Here is a 14,194-nt window from a genome sequence, read left to right on the forward strand (position 1 = left end):
GGATGGACGTCCCGAATGCAATTGCGTAAGGCAGGTGCTGCCCAGGAAGTTCAGGGTGCGCGATTGTACGCAAGCTATGGAAGGCTTGCAAGTAGCCGTCTATCGCGCCTTGACACTACGGGGCGCGGGTCCTAGCATGCCGCGCAACCCTTCTGGAGCGACTGTCGCTGATGCAACCCCAAGCTTTCTACCGCGCGGTGGCGGACGATTTTAGCGCCGTCGACGGCATCATCAAGAAGCAGCTGACTTCTAAAGTGCCGCTGGTCTCCAAAATTGGCGACTACATTACGTCGGCCGGCGGTAAACGCCTGCGTCCTTTATTAGTGTTGCTGTGTGGCAAGGCCCTGGGCCGCGAAGGCGATGACCTGCGCCTGCTGGCCGCGACCATCGAGTTCCTGCACACCGCCACCCTGCTGCACGACGACGTGGTCGACATGTCCGGCATGCGCCGTGGTCGCGAGACGGCCAACGCCATGTGGGGCAACGCGCCAAGCGTGCTGGTGGGCGACTTCCTGTACTCGCGCTCGTTCGAAATGATGGTCGAGCTGGGCTCGATGCCGGTGATGAAGATTCTTTCACAGGCCACGCGCATCATCGCCGAAGGCGAAGTGTTGCAACTGTCGAAGGTGCGCGACGCCAGCACCACCGAAGAAACCTACATGGAAGTGATCCGCGGCAAAACCGCAATGCTCTTCGAAGCCTCGACCCACAGCGCCGCGGCCCTGTGCGAAGCGACGCCTGAGCAGAGCGAAGCCCTGCGCACTTTCGGTGATCACCTCGGCGTGGCCTTCCAACTGGTGGACGACCTGCTGGATTATCGCGGCGACGCCGAAACCCTGGGCAAGAACGTCGGTGACGACCTGGCCGAGGGCAAGCCGACCTTGCCGCTGATCTACACCATGCGCGAAGGCACACCGGAACAGGCCGCCCTGGTACGCAAGGCGATCCAGAAAGGCGGGATCGAAGACCTGGAAAGCATCCGCGAAGCCGTGGAAGCCTCGGGTTCCCTCGAATACACCGCACAACTGGCCCGTGACTACGTCGCTCGCGCCATCCAGTGCCTGGAAGCCCTTCCAGCCAGCGAATACCGGGATGCCCTGGTTGAGCTGAGTGAGTTCGCGGTCGCCCGCACGCACTGATGAATACCTGTAGGAACGAGCTTGCTCGCGAAAGGCTTCAACGATAACGCGTACATCCTGATTAAACGCGGTGTTTTTGAGTTCTTCGCGAGCAAGCTCGCTCCTACAGGGGATCGCCAACCCGCCCCGGGCTAAAACCCTATATAATGTGCGCTTTTTAGCCATCCTGAAACTCAAGGAGCTTTAGTGAGCACGTTGCCACCCTGCCCGAAATGCAATTCCGAATACACCTACGAAGACGGCACCCAGCTGGTTTGCCCGGAATGCGCCCATGAATGGGCCGCCGGTGGCGAAGCCGAGGCTGCCAGCGATGAATCCGTGAAGAAAGACTCTGTGGGCAACGTCCTGCAGGACGGCGACACCATCACCGTGATCAAGGACCTCAAGGTCAAGGGCACGTCGCTGGTGGTCAAGGTCGGCACCAAGGTCAAGAACATCCGCCTGTGCGATGGCGACCACGATATCGACTGCAAGATCGACGGTATCGGCCCGATGAAACTCAAGTCCGAGTTCGTGCGCAAGGTCTGAACCTGCTGCCCCCATCTCGTGCCCTGCACGGGATGGCGCTTCACCCTCCCCGCGTTATTTGCGCACTGACGGCAAAAGGCCAGGCCTTTTGATCAAAAACAATATCCACACAGAAAAGTCCGGAAATCGCCAATAGGCACTTGCTATTCCTTGAATAAGAATTATTCTCATTGAAACCCATCAAGGAGATGCTTCCCATGACTTATTTGATTGATGCCTGGCTGGACCGTCCACACCCTTACCTGCGAATCCTCCACCGGGAAACCGGGGAAGTCTGCGCGGTGCTGGAAGAAGAAGCCTTAAGCGAACTGCAGGATCAGGGCGACCTGGACGTCAATGGACTGAGCTCCAGTGAGCCTGGGGTGTTGAAGGAAGTGGTGAGGAATCTGTTTCTGTTCTGCTATGCCCGAGCGTTGCGCCCGGTGACGGATCTCAATGGCAAGTTTCATCCATGAGCAACCTGCAAAACCGTGTAGGAGCGAGCTTGCTCGCGAAAAACTCAAAGACACCGCGTTCATTCAGCATGGGCGCATTATCGTTGAAGTCCATCGCGAGCAAGCTCGCTCCTACAACCTAGTCAGCGGTCTTACAGAACGTCGAGCAGCTCGACGTCGAACACCAGAACGCTGTGCGGCGGGATGCTGCCAACGCCTTGAGCGCCGTAAGCCAGTTCGCTCGGCACGTACAGGCGCCATTTGCTGCCGGCATTCATCAGTTGCAGGGCTTCGGTCCAGCCAGGGATCACGCCGCCAACCGGGAATTCAGCCGGCTGGCCGCGCTCGTAGGAGCTGTCGAACACAGTGCCGTCGATCAGGGTGCCGTGGTAGTGGGTGCGCACCTGGTCTTCACGGGTCGGCTTGGCGCCATCACCGGCGGTCAGCACTTCAAATTGCAGGCCGGAAGCCAGGGTGGTGATGCCGTCGCGCTTGGCGTTTTCAGCCAGGAATGCCAGGCCTTCGCCAGCAGCGGCTTCAGCCTTTGCGGCAGCTTCGGCTTGCATGATTTCGCGGATGACCTTGAAGCTCGCGGCCATTTGCTCCTGGTCAACACGGCTTGGCTTGCCGGCGAAAGCGTCGGTCAGGCCAGCCAGGATCGCGTCCAGGCTCACGCCCGGTGGCGGGTTGTCGCGCAGTTGGTCGCCCAACTGACGGCCAATGCCGTAGCTCACGCGGGTTTCGTCGGTGGACAAGTTAACTTCGGACATGGAACTGCTCCGCTGTAGGACGACAACACGCGCCGTCCAAACTAAAAGGGCGAGCAGCCTAGCACACAAGCCGCGCCCTTGATGAGCCCTGCGCTGGAGAGCGCCAGGGGGTAATTAATGCTTGGTGACTTTATCCAGGTAACCCATGGCAAACGCCGACACCACGAAGGTCATATGAATGATCACGTACCATTTCAAGTGCTCGGGATCGACGTTCTTGGCGTCCATGAAGACCCGCAGCAAATGGATCGACGAAATCGCCACGATGGACGCCGCGACCTTCATCTTCAGCGACGAGGAGTCCATGGTGCCCAGCCAGTTGAGCTTCTCTTTGCTTTCGTCGATGTCCAGCTGGGAGACGAAGTTCTCGTAGCCGCTGATCATCACCATCACCAGCAAGCCGCCCACCAGGGCCATGTCGATCAACGACAGCAGCACCAGGATCACATCCGACTCGCTCATGGAGAACACCGTCGGGATCACATGGAACACTTCCTGGAAGAACTTCAGCCCCAGCGCCAGCAGCCCCAGGGACAAACCGAAATAGATCGGTGCCAACAGCCAGCGTGACGCATACATTGCATTTTCGATAAAGCGTTCCATTGAATCTCACACAGCTTGGCTAAAAATGGCGCCGAGTATACCAGCCGCACTCAAACGCCAGAAACCGTCGAGAAAACTGATCTGTACGGCATCTGTAAAAGAATTTTTCTGCTAGTGTCGAGCTCATCAACTCGGCTCGATGATGTCGGACAGGAAACCTCAGATAATGGATGCGCGATCCCCTTTGGCCAGCATTGGCCTGTGTGCGGCGTTGCTGATGGGCGGCGGTTGCTCCCCCAGCGATGAACACAAGCAAGCCAGCCTCGAAGAGAAAACGGCCAAGTTCGAACAGTCCCTGGACGCCATCCAGGACCCCAAGCTCAAGGACGCCGTGTCCGAGCTGGGTGGCTCGCTGCTGCTGCTGGAACGGGCACGGGCCAAGCTCTCCACCAAGCCCATCGAAGCCGAGTACAGCGACGACACCCTGGCGCTGCTCAAGCATTACCCTACGCCCCAGGCACTGGTTGATACCTACATCAATGGACTGTTCGTCCTGCGCAAGGCGTCCCATTCGGACTACCTGACGGACCTGCAGCCAATCTTCCCGTTCAACTTCAACATGCCCGACCAGTTCCCCTTCCCCCACGGCCTGGAATGGCAGTCGGTCACCTTGAGCAACAATAAGGTCATCCCCTTCCAGCCCGAGTGGTCGGAAACCGACCCGGGCATCCAGCTGAGCCCCACCAGTTCCAACCTGACCAACCCCGATGACCTGACAGTGACCTATCCGTTCGTCGAAGGCGTCGAGACAGACAACAAAAGCCAGCCGCAGCCCGTCACCCTCAAGGGCAAGGTTGAAGTGATCGCGCCGCGCAAAGTCTTCACCTTCGACTTGTCGAAGAAAGACGTGGGCCGTAAGCGCACCGAAGAAAACGTCACCGTCACCTTGCTGACCCTGGAAAAGAACTACGCCGAGATCGAACTGACCAACAGCGCCCCGCTGGCCCCGGAAGTCGCAGACGAATCGCCGAACCCGTTGCTGGTGCAGGCACGTGACACCACCGGGCAATTTCTCTCGCGCTCGGGCTCAATCAACGAGAACGCTGCACAATTGGCGTTCTACGAGAAGCAACTGGCCGAAATGCAAAAGCAGACGGCCTGGTCCGACGCCTTCGAAAAGCAGTTGGAAGACGAGCAGAAAACCTTCGAACAAAAGCAAGGCAGCCACTACACCAAGGTGTACTTCAATGGCCTGATCGACACCGTGCAAGTCAACGTCCTCGACTTTTCCCAAGCCACGGTGACCCGCAAGGACCTGGACCTGCCCGTGCGGCGCTTCGACAAGAACAGCCTGGAGAAAACCGTACAGCCCTTGCCAATGCCCGTCACCGTGTATGACGACCAGGCCGCGGATTGGCTCAAGGACGCCACCCTGTCCGAAGACCAACTGAAGAAAAGCGTCACCATCAACCAGTCGGTGGATGACGCCAGCGCGGCCCACGTCGAGTTTGATCATCCCTACACCTTCAACGACGACCTGCTGGGTGATGACCGTGGCGGCGGCGATGCCCCCGTGACCTTCCTCACCGCCAATGAAGAAGGCAAGCTCGGCGAGCCGATCGAACTGCCCGCCGAAGCCTACGAGGTCGACCCGGGGCGCGGCACCATTACCTATGACCTGAACCTGTTCCCGGAAAACCCGGGGTTTGCCGTAGGGTCAATGCCGCTGTTCCTGGCCACCATCGCAAAAGGCAGCCTCACGGCCGTGCAACTGCCCAAGGGCCTCGAGCTGAAAGACAACGCGCTGATTGTCGACCAGAAGCTGTTCCCGGGAGACAGCTGGCGGTTCTATGCCAAGGACGCCACTGGCAACTATTTGAAAGAAATTCTCGGTGTCAGCCACCGGGCCGAGGAATACGGCACGGCGTTATTCGACGTGCATTACTTCTACGGCCAGCCGACCACACTGGAAACCTACCAGCGCACCGGATTGAATACGGTGCAGTATGGGTTTGAAGTCAAGCTGGACAAGCCCGAGGCGGCACCTGCCCCCAAGCCGTAGCCTAAGGTCCACTAGCGCTGGAGATCCAAAGTGGGAGCGGGCTTGCTCGCGAAGGCGGCGTGTCAGTCAATACGTCTGGCGACTGACCCACCGCCTTCGCGAGCAAGCCCGCTCCCACATTTGGTTTTCGGTGTTTAGCGGATATCACTCAACACCGTTTGCCGCCCGCCATTGAGCTGTCGCAAGTGCGCCTGGAGGTGCAGGCACCAGATCTGCGGGTCGTCGGCCAGTTCGTACCCGTGCAGGGTCAGGCTTTCGACAATCGAGTCGAGGATGGTTTGTGCCACGAAAGGTCCGTGAAACGGGCCTTGGGACTTGATGGTGGAAGGCTGCTCGCCGGTCATTCCGGCGGCAAACAACAAGGTCCACATTCCGGTATCCCCCGCGAGAGGGCGAATGGAACATTCGATACGGGTGACCAGGCCCAGGCACTGGCGGGTGAGGCAGAGGTTGCGCGACATGGCGGCGACCCTCGGTAGATCCGGTATTCAGCCTCGCAGGGCAAGACTGTTTCTATCCAGCGACTCCTGTGGATATCCCTTGAGCTGAGAATAGAAGAAACCCGCTACAAACCAAGGCTGGGGGACCAACGGACGACTGCCGTCGCGACGGCGTCAAAAATATGCCGAACACTCACGTTTTGCCTGTAAAGCTCATGGTAGCGAGCGGGCTTGCCCGCGTTGGGCTGCGAAGCAGCCCCAATAGGATAAACGCGCTCTAACAGGTGAAACACACTGCCTGGATTTGGGGCCGCTTCGCAGCCCAACGGGGGACAAGCGCCCTCGTCACAAGGCGCGCCCCTCATCCGATCAGCATCACACGGGTTTGGCCTCAGCCAACGCCTCCTGCACCAGTTCCTTTTCGGCTTCCTTCAGATCATCTTCGCTGATCATCTCGGCAATCGCCCGCAGACGCTCCACCACCCGCGCGTTGACGCTGCCTTCAGGGAATTGCCCCTCCTCGTCCGGCGAACCGGCCGGCTCGCCCACCAACAGGCTCAAGGCCTCGTCGGCCTGACGCACGGCGTAGACATGGAATTGCCCGTCTCGCACAGCCTGCAACACCTTCTCATCAAGCATCAGCGTCGCGACGTTGGCCTGGGGAATGATCGCCCCCTGCTCGCCGGTCAGCCCACGGGCCTCGCAAAGGCGGAAGAAGCCTTCGATCTTCTCGTTGACCCCGCCCACGGCCTGCACTTCGCCAAACTGGTTGATGGAACCGGTGATGGCAAAACATTGCTTGAGCGGCGTCTTCGACAGGGCCGAAATCAAGGTGCAAGCCTCGCCCAGGGACGCACTGTCACCGTCGACATAACCGTAGGACTGCTCCAGGGCGATACTCGCCGAGATCGCCAACGGGAATTCCTGGGCATAACGGCTACCCAGGTAACCGGTGAGGATCATCACGCCCTTGGAGTGAATCGGCTGGCCGAGGTTAACTTCACGCTCGATATCCACGATGCCGCTGCCGCCCGGATACACCGAGGCTGAGATCCGCGCCGGCACGCCGAACGCCGAGTCCCCCACCTCCAGCACCGTCAGCCCGTTGCACTTGCCCACCGCCGCGCCGGCCGTGTCGATCAGGATCACCCCGGCGAGCATGTCGTCGAGAATCCGCGCCGAAACCCGCCCGGTGCGCGTGGCCTTGGCTTTCAGCGCGCGCTCGATATGCCCGGCATCGGTGCGTTCATCACCCGCCAGGTGACGAATGAAATCCGCCTCGCTGACCAGCTGGAACAAATCACCGATGCGCGCCGACAGGCGCCCCTGGTTCTCTGCCAGCCGGGCGCTGTAAGTGGCCAGCCGCGCTACCGCGTCCGAAGTCAACGGCGCCATGCCCTCTTCGGAGGTGCGGGTTTTCAGCAACTGGGCGAACTGCTCCAGGCTTTCATCCACCATCGGGATGTCTTCGTCAAAGTCCACCAGCACCCGGAACATTTCCTGGAAGTCTGGATCTGCGTCCTGCAACGCGTAGTACAACTGACGGGAGCCAATGATGACGACCTTGAGCTGCAACGGAATCACTTGCGGGTTGAGGGTCACAGTGGCCAGGCGGCCCAGTTCGCCCAACGGTGACTCCATCTTCAACTTGCGCGATTGCAGGGCACGTTTGAGGGCGTCCCACACAAACGGCTCACTGAGCATTTTTTCGGCTTCAAGGATCAGGAAACCACCATTGGCACGGTGCAGCGCACCCGGCCGCAGCTGGCGGTACGTGGTGTAAAGCGCGCCCTGATCGGTGCTGTATTCAATACGGCCGAACAGGTTGTCGTAGGTCGGATGCGGCTCAAATACCACCGGCGCACCACCGTTGACCGGGTGGCCCACCACCAGGCTCGGGCAGTACTGCTCTTCCAGCAACTTGCGGGCCTGGGCGTCGGTTTTCGCGTCGTCCACCAACTGCTCGACCACGGTTTTCAGCAGGTAGACCTGCATCGCCTGCAGGTAGCCGCAAACGGCCCCGTTCTCCGCATACTTCTCGGACAAAGGCGCCAGCAGTGGCTGCAAGGCCAGGGTGATGGTCTCTTCGTTGAACTGGCGCATCTGGTTGTTGGACTCGCGCTTCCACTGGGGCAGGCTGGCGAGCTCTTCGTTGAGGCGCTCTTCAAGCTCGGAAATATCGCTGTGGAAACGCTCCCGATCGGCTTCCGGCAACTGCGAGAACTCAGCCTCGTCCAGGGCCTTGCCGTCGAGCATCGGGGTAAATGCAATGTTGCTGCTGTCGCGGTACAGCGCCACGTCCTTTTCCAGGGCCAGGCGCTCGATCACGTCCAGGGCACGGTCGTAGCGCTGGTTGAAGGCCCGGTCGATGGCGCTTTTACGCTGTTGATACGTCGGGTGTTCAAACACGGCCGGGAAGGTCGCGACCAGGTTGTCGATCAGGCCGTTGATATCGCTGACGAACGCCGCCGCACCGCCCGCAGGCAGCTCCAGCGCACGGGGTTCGCGAGGCTCATCGAAATTGTTGACATAGACCCAGTCCGCCGGGGTCTGCAGGCGTTTGCCTTCAGCCTTCAGGTAACGTTTGACGAACGAAAAGCGGCCGGTACCGGGCTCGCCCATGACAAATACGTTGTAACCGGGGCGTGGCATGGCCACACCAAACTGCAACGCTTCAACCGCACGTTCCTGGCCAAGCACACCGCGAAAGGGCTCCAAATCATTGGTGGTCGAGAAGCTGAACTGTTCAGCGGAAAAAGGACGAGTCAGCGCTTCGGGCGCTAGACGCAAGCTGGCAGCAACAGGATCAGGCATCGGGCTTCCTTACATCAGGCGGGGCAGATGACGGCATTCTGGCTCCCCGTTACGCGCTATGGCAAGGCGAGCCGTTTGGAAAGCATAGACCGGGGTTTGAAGCGGTAAAAAAACCCTGTATTTCCGGTGTGTTTCACAAAAAGTCACGGAACCCTTGGATCATGCCTAAACTCCAACCTGCTGCGGGTTGGACTAATAACCGGCCCCTAGGGTGCTGTCAGGCATCTGAATCCTTGTCCATTGGTTTGCACACAAAGAGAACAAAGCTATGAAACGGATCCTTCTTGGTACTCTCTTCACCGTCGTCTCCCTCAATGCAATGGCTGAAGCGCCAGGTGGCCCGAACTGCGGTTGGGGCAACATGTTGTTCGAAGGCCAACGCGGCACTCCCGCTCACTTCCTGGCTTCCACCACTAACGGTACCTCGGGTAACGCCACCTTCGGCATGACCTCGGGCACCAACGGCTGTAGCACCAACAGCGCACTGACCTACGGCGGTAAATCGTGGATTGCCATGAATGGCATGATGAACGAGCTGTCCGAAGACATGGCCAAGGGCAACGGCGAAGCGCTGACGACCTACGCTGTGGTACTGGGCGTTGCTCCTGAAGACCGCGAGCACTTTGCCGCCGTGACTCACGAGCACTTCCAGCAAATCTTCAGCAAGGCGGACGTCACCGCTGATGACGTGCACAACAACACCCTGGCTGTACTGAAAGGCGACACCCGTCTGGCGAAATACGCTACCCAGGCTTAAGCTCGACCCGCCCGTGCCTTTCGAGGCACGGGTTTTATTATTTTTGGACCTGCCTCCCCTTTGGGTCTTTTTATCTCGACTTAAGTTGCCCACATGCTCAAACGCCTTGCCTACCTGGCACTCTTCGCCTGCGCCCCGCTGTACGCGGCGCCGCACCTTGATGATCAACGTTTGCAGCAACTGGCCAATGACCCGTTCTGGCTCTCGCTGGGGCATTACGAGTCCGGCAAGTTCGAAGGCTGGCGCAGTTACGTCAGCGACAAGAAATTCTTCCTCGCCCCCGATGGCGCTCACCATCCGGACCAGGAGCTGAAGGCCACCGTAGAAGCACTCTATGCTCCGGCCAGCCTCGGTGAAAAACACGCCCAATGCGTCTACCCCGCACGCACCCGCTGGCTCAAGGACCAGTTGCACCTGACTGACTTGCCCGCGCTGGACTGCAAGGAATTCAAGCAATGGTTCAAGGACGTCGCGCCCCACAGCGCGGTGATGATCTTCCCGGCGGCCTACCTCAACAGCCCGTCGTCCATGTTCGGCCACACTCTGCTGCGCATCGACCAGGCTGACGTACAGAGCAACAACACCGCCCTGCTCAGCTACGCGATCAACTTCGGCGCCTATATCGAAGGCTCGGACAACAGCATCCTCTACGCCTGGAAAGGCCTGATGGGCGGTTATCCCGGCCTGTTTGCGATGGTGCCCTACCAGGAAAAACTCTCGGAATACCGTAGCCTGGAGAACCGCGACCTGTGGGAATACCGCCTGAACCTGACCCAGGTTGAGACCGAGCGCATGGTCGAACACGTGTGGGAGCTCAAGCAGATCCAGTTCGACTACTTCTTCTTCGACGAAAACTGCTCCTATCGCCTGCTGGAGCTACTGCAAGTGGCCCGCCCAGGCCTGCGGCTGACCGAACAGTTCCCGCTGACCGCCATCCCCACCGACACGGTCAAGGCCGTGAAAGAAGCCGGCCTGGTGGAGAAAATCGACTACCGCCCTTCCCGGGAACGCGAACTGCTGGAGCGCGCCAAGCCGCTCAACAGTGACGAGCAGCAATGGGTGCTGAAAATCAGCGACGACCAGAAACAACTGCAAGAACCCGCCTTCAAGGCCATCGCCAAAGACCGCCAGGCATTGATCATCGACGCCGCCTACCGCCTCGGCCGCTACCGCGCCAACGGCCTGGAGCGCGACACCGAACGCTCCCAGCGCAGCTTTGAGTTACTGCGGGCCATCAACCAGAACCCGGCGCCGGACCTGAAAATCGAACGCCCCGGCCTGCCTGAAGACGGCCACGAATCCCGCACCTGGCAAGCCGGCATCGGCACCCGGGGCGACAAGGCCTTCGGCGAATACGGCCTGCGCATGGCCTACCACGACCTGAACGACAACGCCGAAGGCTTCCCCCTGGGCGCACAGATCGAAATCCTGCAAATGAAACTGCGCCAGTACGAAGGCAACCACTGGCAATTGCAGCAACTGGACCTGGCGACGATTCGCTCACTGACCCCGCGCAACGAGTTGCTGCAACCCTGGTCATGGCAAGTGACCGGCGGCCTTGAGCGCGTGCCGGGCAAACATGACGACCAGACCCTGGTCAGCCACGTCAACGGCGGCGCGGGCGGCACCTGGCAACTGCGCGACGACCTGCTGGGCTTCGCCCTCGGCACCGTGCGCGTGGAACACAACAGCGACTTCGATGAAGTCATCTCCCCGGCGGCCGGGTTCAACACCGGCGTACTGTGGCGAAACCCGCTGGGCAACCTGAGCCTGGAAGCCAAGGGTGATTTCTTCACCAATGGCGAAGTACGGCGCAGTATCAGCCTGAATCAACAGTGGGAATTGTCGCGCAACCTCGGGCTGAGACTGAGCGCCCAGCGGGAATACAGCCACCTCGCGACGCCGGTGAATGAAGTGATGCTGGAAGTGAAGTGGTATCACTATTGATCTGTGAGCAGTAGATCGTTCCCACGCTCCGCGTGGGAATGCATCCTGTGACGCTCTGCGTCACGACTTTTAAAAGCGGACGCAGAGCGTCCAGGGCGGCACTCCCACGCAGAGCGTGGGAACGATCATCAATCAAAAGTGGGACCTGGCTTGCCTGCGATGCAGGCAACTCGGTCCTTCAGGCGTCCCGAGGTGATGCCATCGCAGGCAAGCCAGCTCCCACATTTTGACCGCAGTGGTACCAACAGATTTCTCACATCCGTTTCACATCCCCCGTACTAATCCCCTTCTAAACTCCCCCCCATCAGCCGTTCAACGGCCAGGGAGCAAGCGATGTGGCGGTACGCAGTAACGCTGGGCCTGTTGGCCCTGCTATCGGGTTGCCAATCAACCCATGAGGATTTGTTGGCCAAGGGCTACCCGCCCGCCTTCGCCGACGGCTATGACGACGGTTGCAGCAGTGGCCGCCAGGCCGCCGGGGTGATCACCGGGGAATTCCGCAAGAACGTCCCCCGCTACCTCAAGGACCGCACCTACGCCGAAGGCTGGGACGACGGTTTCCGCCAGTGCAAAGCCATGCGCGAGAACGAAGACCTGAACGACTACAAGAACCGTCACTGGGACGACCGCGAGCGCGCCTGGCAACAGGAAAAAGACCGCGATGCCGCCCGAGCCTTTCGCTCGCAATAGGTCGCTTTCAGACATCCAGCGAAACTTAAGCCCTGCGACCATGGCCCAAACTCCATAGCAGGAGAACGTCATGAGTCGAGCTTTCGTCAACGAAGACAGCGCCGCCGCCCAGGCCAGCCAGCCGGTGGAGCGCCAGGTCAGTGCGCAACCCAATCACCTCACCGCCGCAGGGCTTGCGCAGTTGCAGGCCAAGGTGGCGCAGTTGCAGAGCGAGCACAGCGAAGAGTCCGCCAAGGGCGAACAGGCCGATAAACAGCGCCAGGCCGACCTTGAGCGGGATTTGCGTTACTTCAACCAGCGTCTGCAAAGCGCCCAGGTGGTAGCGCCGGCGACCTCCACCCACAAGGTGCAGATCGGCAGTTGGGTGACCTTCGCCAATGAACAGGACGAAGAGCAGCGCATTCAGTTGGTGGGCGAAGACCAGGCCGACGCCACGGTGGGCCTGATCAACTGGGGTTCGCCCCTCGGCCGGGCGCTGCTGGGCGCGCAGGTGGGCGACGAGGTGCTGTGGAAGCGCCCCGTCGGTGATCAGTTGATCGAAATCCTGCGCATCGAGCCCGAGGCTTAAACGATGCCTTGGGCCAGCATTGCGTCCGCGACTTTCACAAAGCCTGCGATGTTGGCGCCCTTCACGTAGTTGACCCGGCCGTTTTCTTCGCCGTAGTGCACGCACGCATGGTGGATCGACTGCATGATGGTGTGCAGCTTGCTGTCCACTTCACCAGCGGTCCACAGCAGGCGCATGGCGTTCTGCGACATTTCCAGCCCGCTCACCGCCACACCGCCCGCATTGGACGCCTTGCCCGGCGCGAACAGGATGCCGGCGTCGATAAAGATATCCACCGCCTCAAGGGTCGTAGGCATGTTGGCGCCTTCGGCCACGCATATGCAGCCATTGCGTAACAGGGTGCGCGCTGCGTCGGCGTCCAGTTCGTTCTGGGTTGCACAAGGCAGTGCGATGTCGCAGGCCAGCTCCCACGGCGCTTGGCCGGCACGAAATTCCAGGCCAAAACCCGAAGCCAGTTCGCTGAGGCGCCCGCGCTGTACGTTTTTCAGCTCCAGCAGTGCGGACCATTGTTCTTCGGTCAAACCGCTTTCGCAGTACAGGGTGCCTTCGGAGTCGGACAGGGAAATTACCTTGCCACCCAAGTCCATGACTTTTCGCGCCGCATACTGGGCGACGTTGCCGGCCCCGGAGATGGCCACGCGCTTGCCTTCCACATGCTCGCCATTGCGCTTGAGCATTTCCTCGGCGAAGTACACACAGCCAAAACCAGTGGCTTCGGGGCGGATCAGGCTGCCGCCGTAGCTCATGCCCTTACCGGTCAGCACCGAGGTGAACTGGTTGCTCAGGCGCTTGTATTGGCCGAACAGGAAGCCAATTTCCCGGGCGCCCACGCCGATATCACCGGCAGGCACGTCCACGTCCGATCCAATATGGCGATACAGCTCGCTCATGAACGCCTGGCAGAAGCGCATCACCTCGGCGTCGCTCTTGCCCTTGGGGTCGAAGTCCGAGCCGCCTTTGCCACCGCCCATGGGCAGCGAGGTCAGGGAGTTCTTGAAGGTTTGCTCGAAGGCGAGGAATTTCAGCACGCCCAGGTTGACCGACGGGTGGAAGCGCAGGCCGCCCTTGAAGGGGCCGATGGCGCTGTTCATCTGGATCCGGAACCCGCGGTTGACCCGCACGTTGCCCTGGTCATCCTCCCACGACACCCGGAACACAATCGCACGCTCTGGCTCGCAGATGCGCTCCAGGATGCCCGCGTTCAGGTAGTGAGGATTGGCTTCAAGAAACGGCCACAAACTGCGCAGGACTTCTTCCACGGCCTGGTGGAATTCGGGCTGGTCAGGGTCACGCTTTTTGAGGCGGGCAAGGAAGGATTCAACGGATTCGATCATGAAAAGTCTCGGCAAATTTATTGTCGTTAAAGGAGATTTTTCCCGGACTTTATCAATTCATGTTGCACCGTGACAGGGCGAAATGTCGCTTTTGTGAATTTAAATGGTGCATTTGATATAAATTAAGGCAGTTTTTGCACCTTAATGAGGATTTCAATCCAAGTTTCG

Annotated in this window: 13 protein-coding genes; 8 read left to right on the forward strand and 5 right to left on the reverse strand. The window is 59.9% G+C overall.

The window, feature by feature from the left end:
* Positions 1–170: 170 nt before the first annotated feature.
* The 3 genes from HX855_RS21010 to HX855_RS21020 all read left to right on the forward strand — a co-directional run bounded on the left by HX855_RS21010 (position 171) and on the right by HX855_RS21020 (position 2,122).
* Positions 171–1,139, forward strand: coding sequence for a polyprenyl synthetase family protein (locus tag HX855_RS21010; protein WP_003215860.1), 969 nt, complete (start codon positions 171–173; stop codon positions 1,137–1,139).
* A 186-nt stretch (positions 1,140–1,325) separates the two neighbouring features.
* Positions 1,326–1,667, forward strand: coding sequence for a zinc ribbon domain-containing protein YjdM (locus HX855_RS21015; protein ID WP_177084373.1), 342 nt, complete (start codon positions 1,326–1,328; stop codon positions 1,665–1,667).
* A 197-nt stretch (positions 1,668–1,864) separates the two neighbouring features.
* Positions 1,865–2,122, forward strand: coding sequence for a hypothetical protein (locus HX855_RS21020; protein WP_003215856.1), 258 nt, complete (start codon positions 1,865–1,867; stop codon positions 2,120–2,122).
* Positions 2,123–2,253: 131 nt separating this feature from the next.
* Here the strand turns inward: HX855_RS21020 and HX855_RS21025 are convergent, their stop codons facing one another.
* Positions 2,254–2,871 (reverse strand): FKBP-type peptidyl-prolyl cis-trans isomerase, encoded by a 618-nt coding sequence (locus HX855_RS21025; RefSeq protein WP_177084375.1) that lies wholly within the window; start codon positions 2,869–2,871, stop codon positions 2,254–2,256.
* A 114-nt stretch (positions 2,872–2,985) separates the two neighbouring features.
* Positions 2,986–3,474: a TIGR00645 family protein gene (locus tag HX855_RS21030; RefSeq protein ID WP_177084377.1), complete on the reverse strand. Its 489-nt coding sequence runs from the start codon at positions 3,472–3,474 to the stop codon at positions 2,986–2,988.
* A gap of 166 nt (positions 3,475–3,640) precedes the next feature.
* Here HX855_RS21030 and HX855_RS21035 point away from each other — a divergent pair, with 166 nt between their 5' ends.
* A complete protein-coding gene (locus HX855_RS21035) occupies positions 3,641–5,476 on the forward strand; it encodes a hypothetical protein (RefSeq protein ID WP_177084379.1) in 1,836 nt (611 codons plus the stop codon).
* 134 nt (positions 5,477–5,610) lie between these two features.
* On the opposite strand, the gene HX855_RS21040 is transcribed toward HX855_RS21035, so the two are convergent.
* Together HX855_RS21040 and HX855_RS21045 are read right to left on the reverse strand one after the other, a co-directional pair.
* Entirely contained in the window at positions 5,611–5,937 is a 327-nt protein-coding gene (locus tag HX855_RS21040; protein ID WP_003215849.1) for a hypothetical protein, read from the reverse strand.
* A 354-nt stretch (positions 5,938–6,291) separates the two neighbouring features.
* Complete coding sequence (locus tag HX855_RS21045) at positions 6,292–8,730, reverse strand: Lon protease family protein (RefSeq protein ID WP_177084381.1); 2,439 nt, start codon at positions 8,728–8,730, stop codon at positions 6,292–6,294.
* A 268-nt stretch (positions 8,731–8,998) separates the two neighbouring features.
* Here HX855_RS21045 and HX855_RS21050 point away from each other — a divergent pair, with 268 nt between their 5' ends.
* From HX855_RS21050 to HX855_RS21065, 4 genes are all read left to right on the forward strand, one after another.
* A complete protein-coding gene (locus HX855_RS21050; RefSeq protein ID WP_177043372.1) occupies positions 8,999–9,487 on the forward strand; it encodes a DUF3015 domain-containing protein in 489 nt (162 codons plus the stop codon).
* A gap of 93 nt (positions 9,488–9,580) precedes the next feature.
* Entirely contained in the window at positions 9,581–11,434 is a 1,854-nt protein-coding gene (locus HX855_RS21055) for a DUF4105 domain-containing protein (RefSeq protein ID WP_177084383.1), read from the forward strand.
* A gap of 333 nt (positions 11,435–11,767) precedes the next feature.
* Positions 11,768–12,124 (forward strand): hypothetical protein, encoded by a 357-nt coding sequence (locus HX855_RS21060; protein WP_177084385.1) that lies wholly within the window; start codon positions 11,768–11,770, stop codon positions 12,122–12,124.
* Between the two features lie 70 nt (positions 12,125–12,194).
* Complete coding sequence (locus HX855_RS21065) at positions 12,195–12,692, forward strand: GreA/GreB family elongation factor (protein WP_177084386.1); 498 nt, start codon at positions 12,195–12,197, stop codon at positions 12,690–12,692.
* On the opposite strand, the gene gdhA is transcribed toward HX855_RS21065, so the two are convergent.
* On the reverse strand, positions 12,689–14,026 hold the full coding sequence (gene gdhA / locus HX855_RS21070) for an NADP-specific glutamate dehydrogenase (RefSeq protein WP_177084387.1): 1,338 nt from the start codon (positions 14,024–14,026) through the stop codon (positions 12,689–12,691). The genes HX855_RS21065 and gdhA overlap by 4 nt on opposite strands.
* Positions 14,027–14,194 lie beyond the last annotated feature (168 nt).

The sequence above is a fragment of the Pseudomonas sp. IPO3778 genome (assembly GCF_013386825.1).
Lineage (GTDB): Bacteria > Pseudomonadota > Gammaproteobacteria > Pseudomonadales > Pseudomonadaceae > Aquipseudomonas.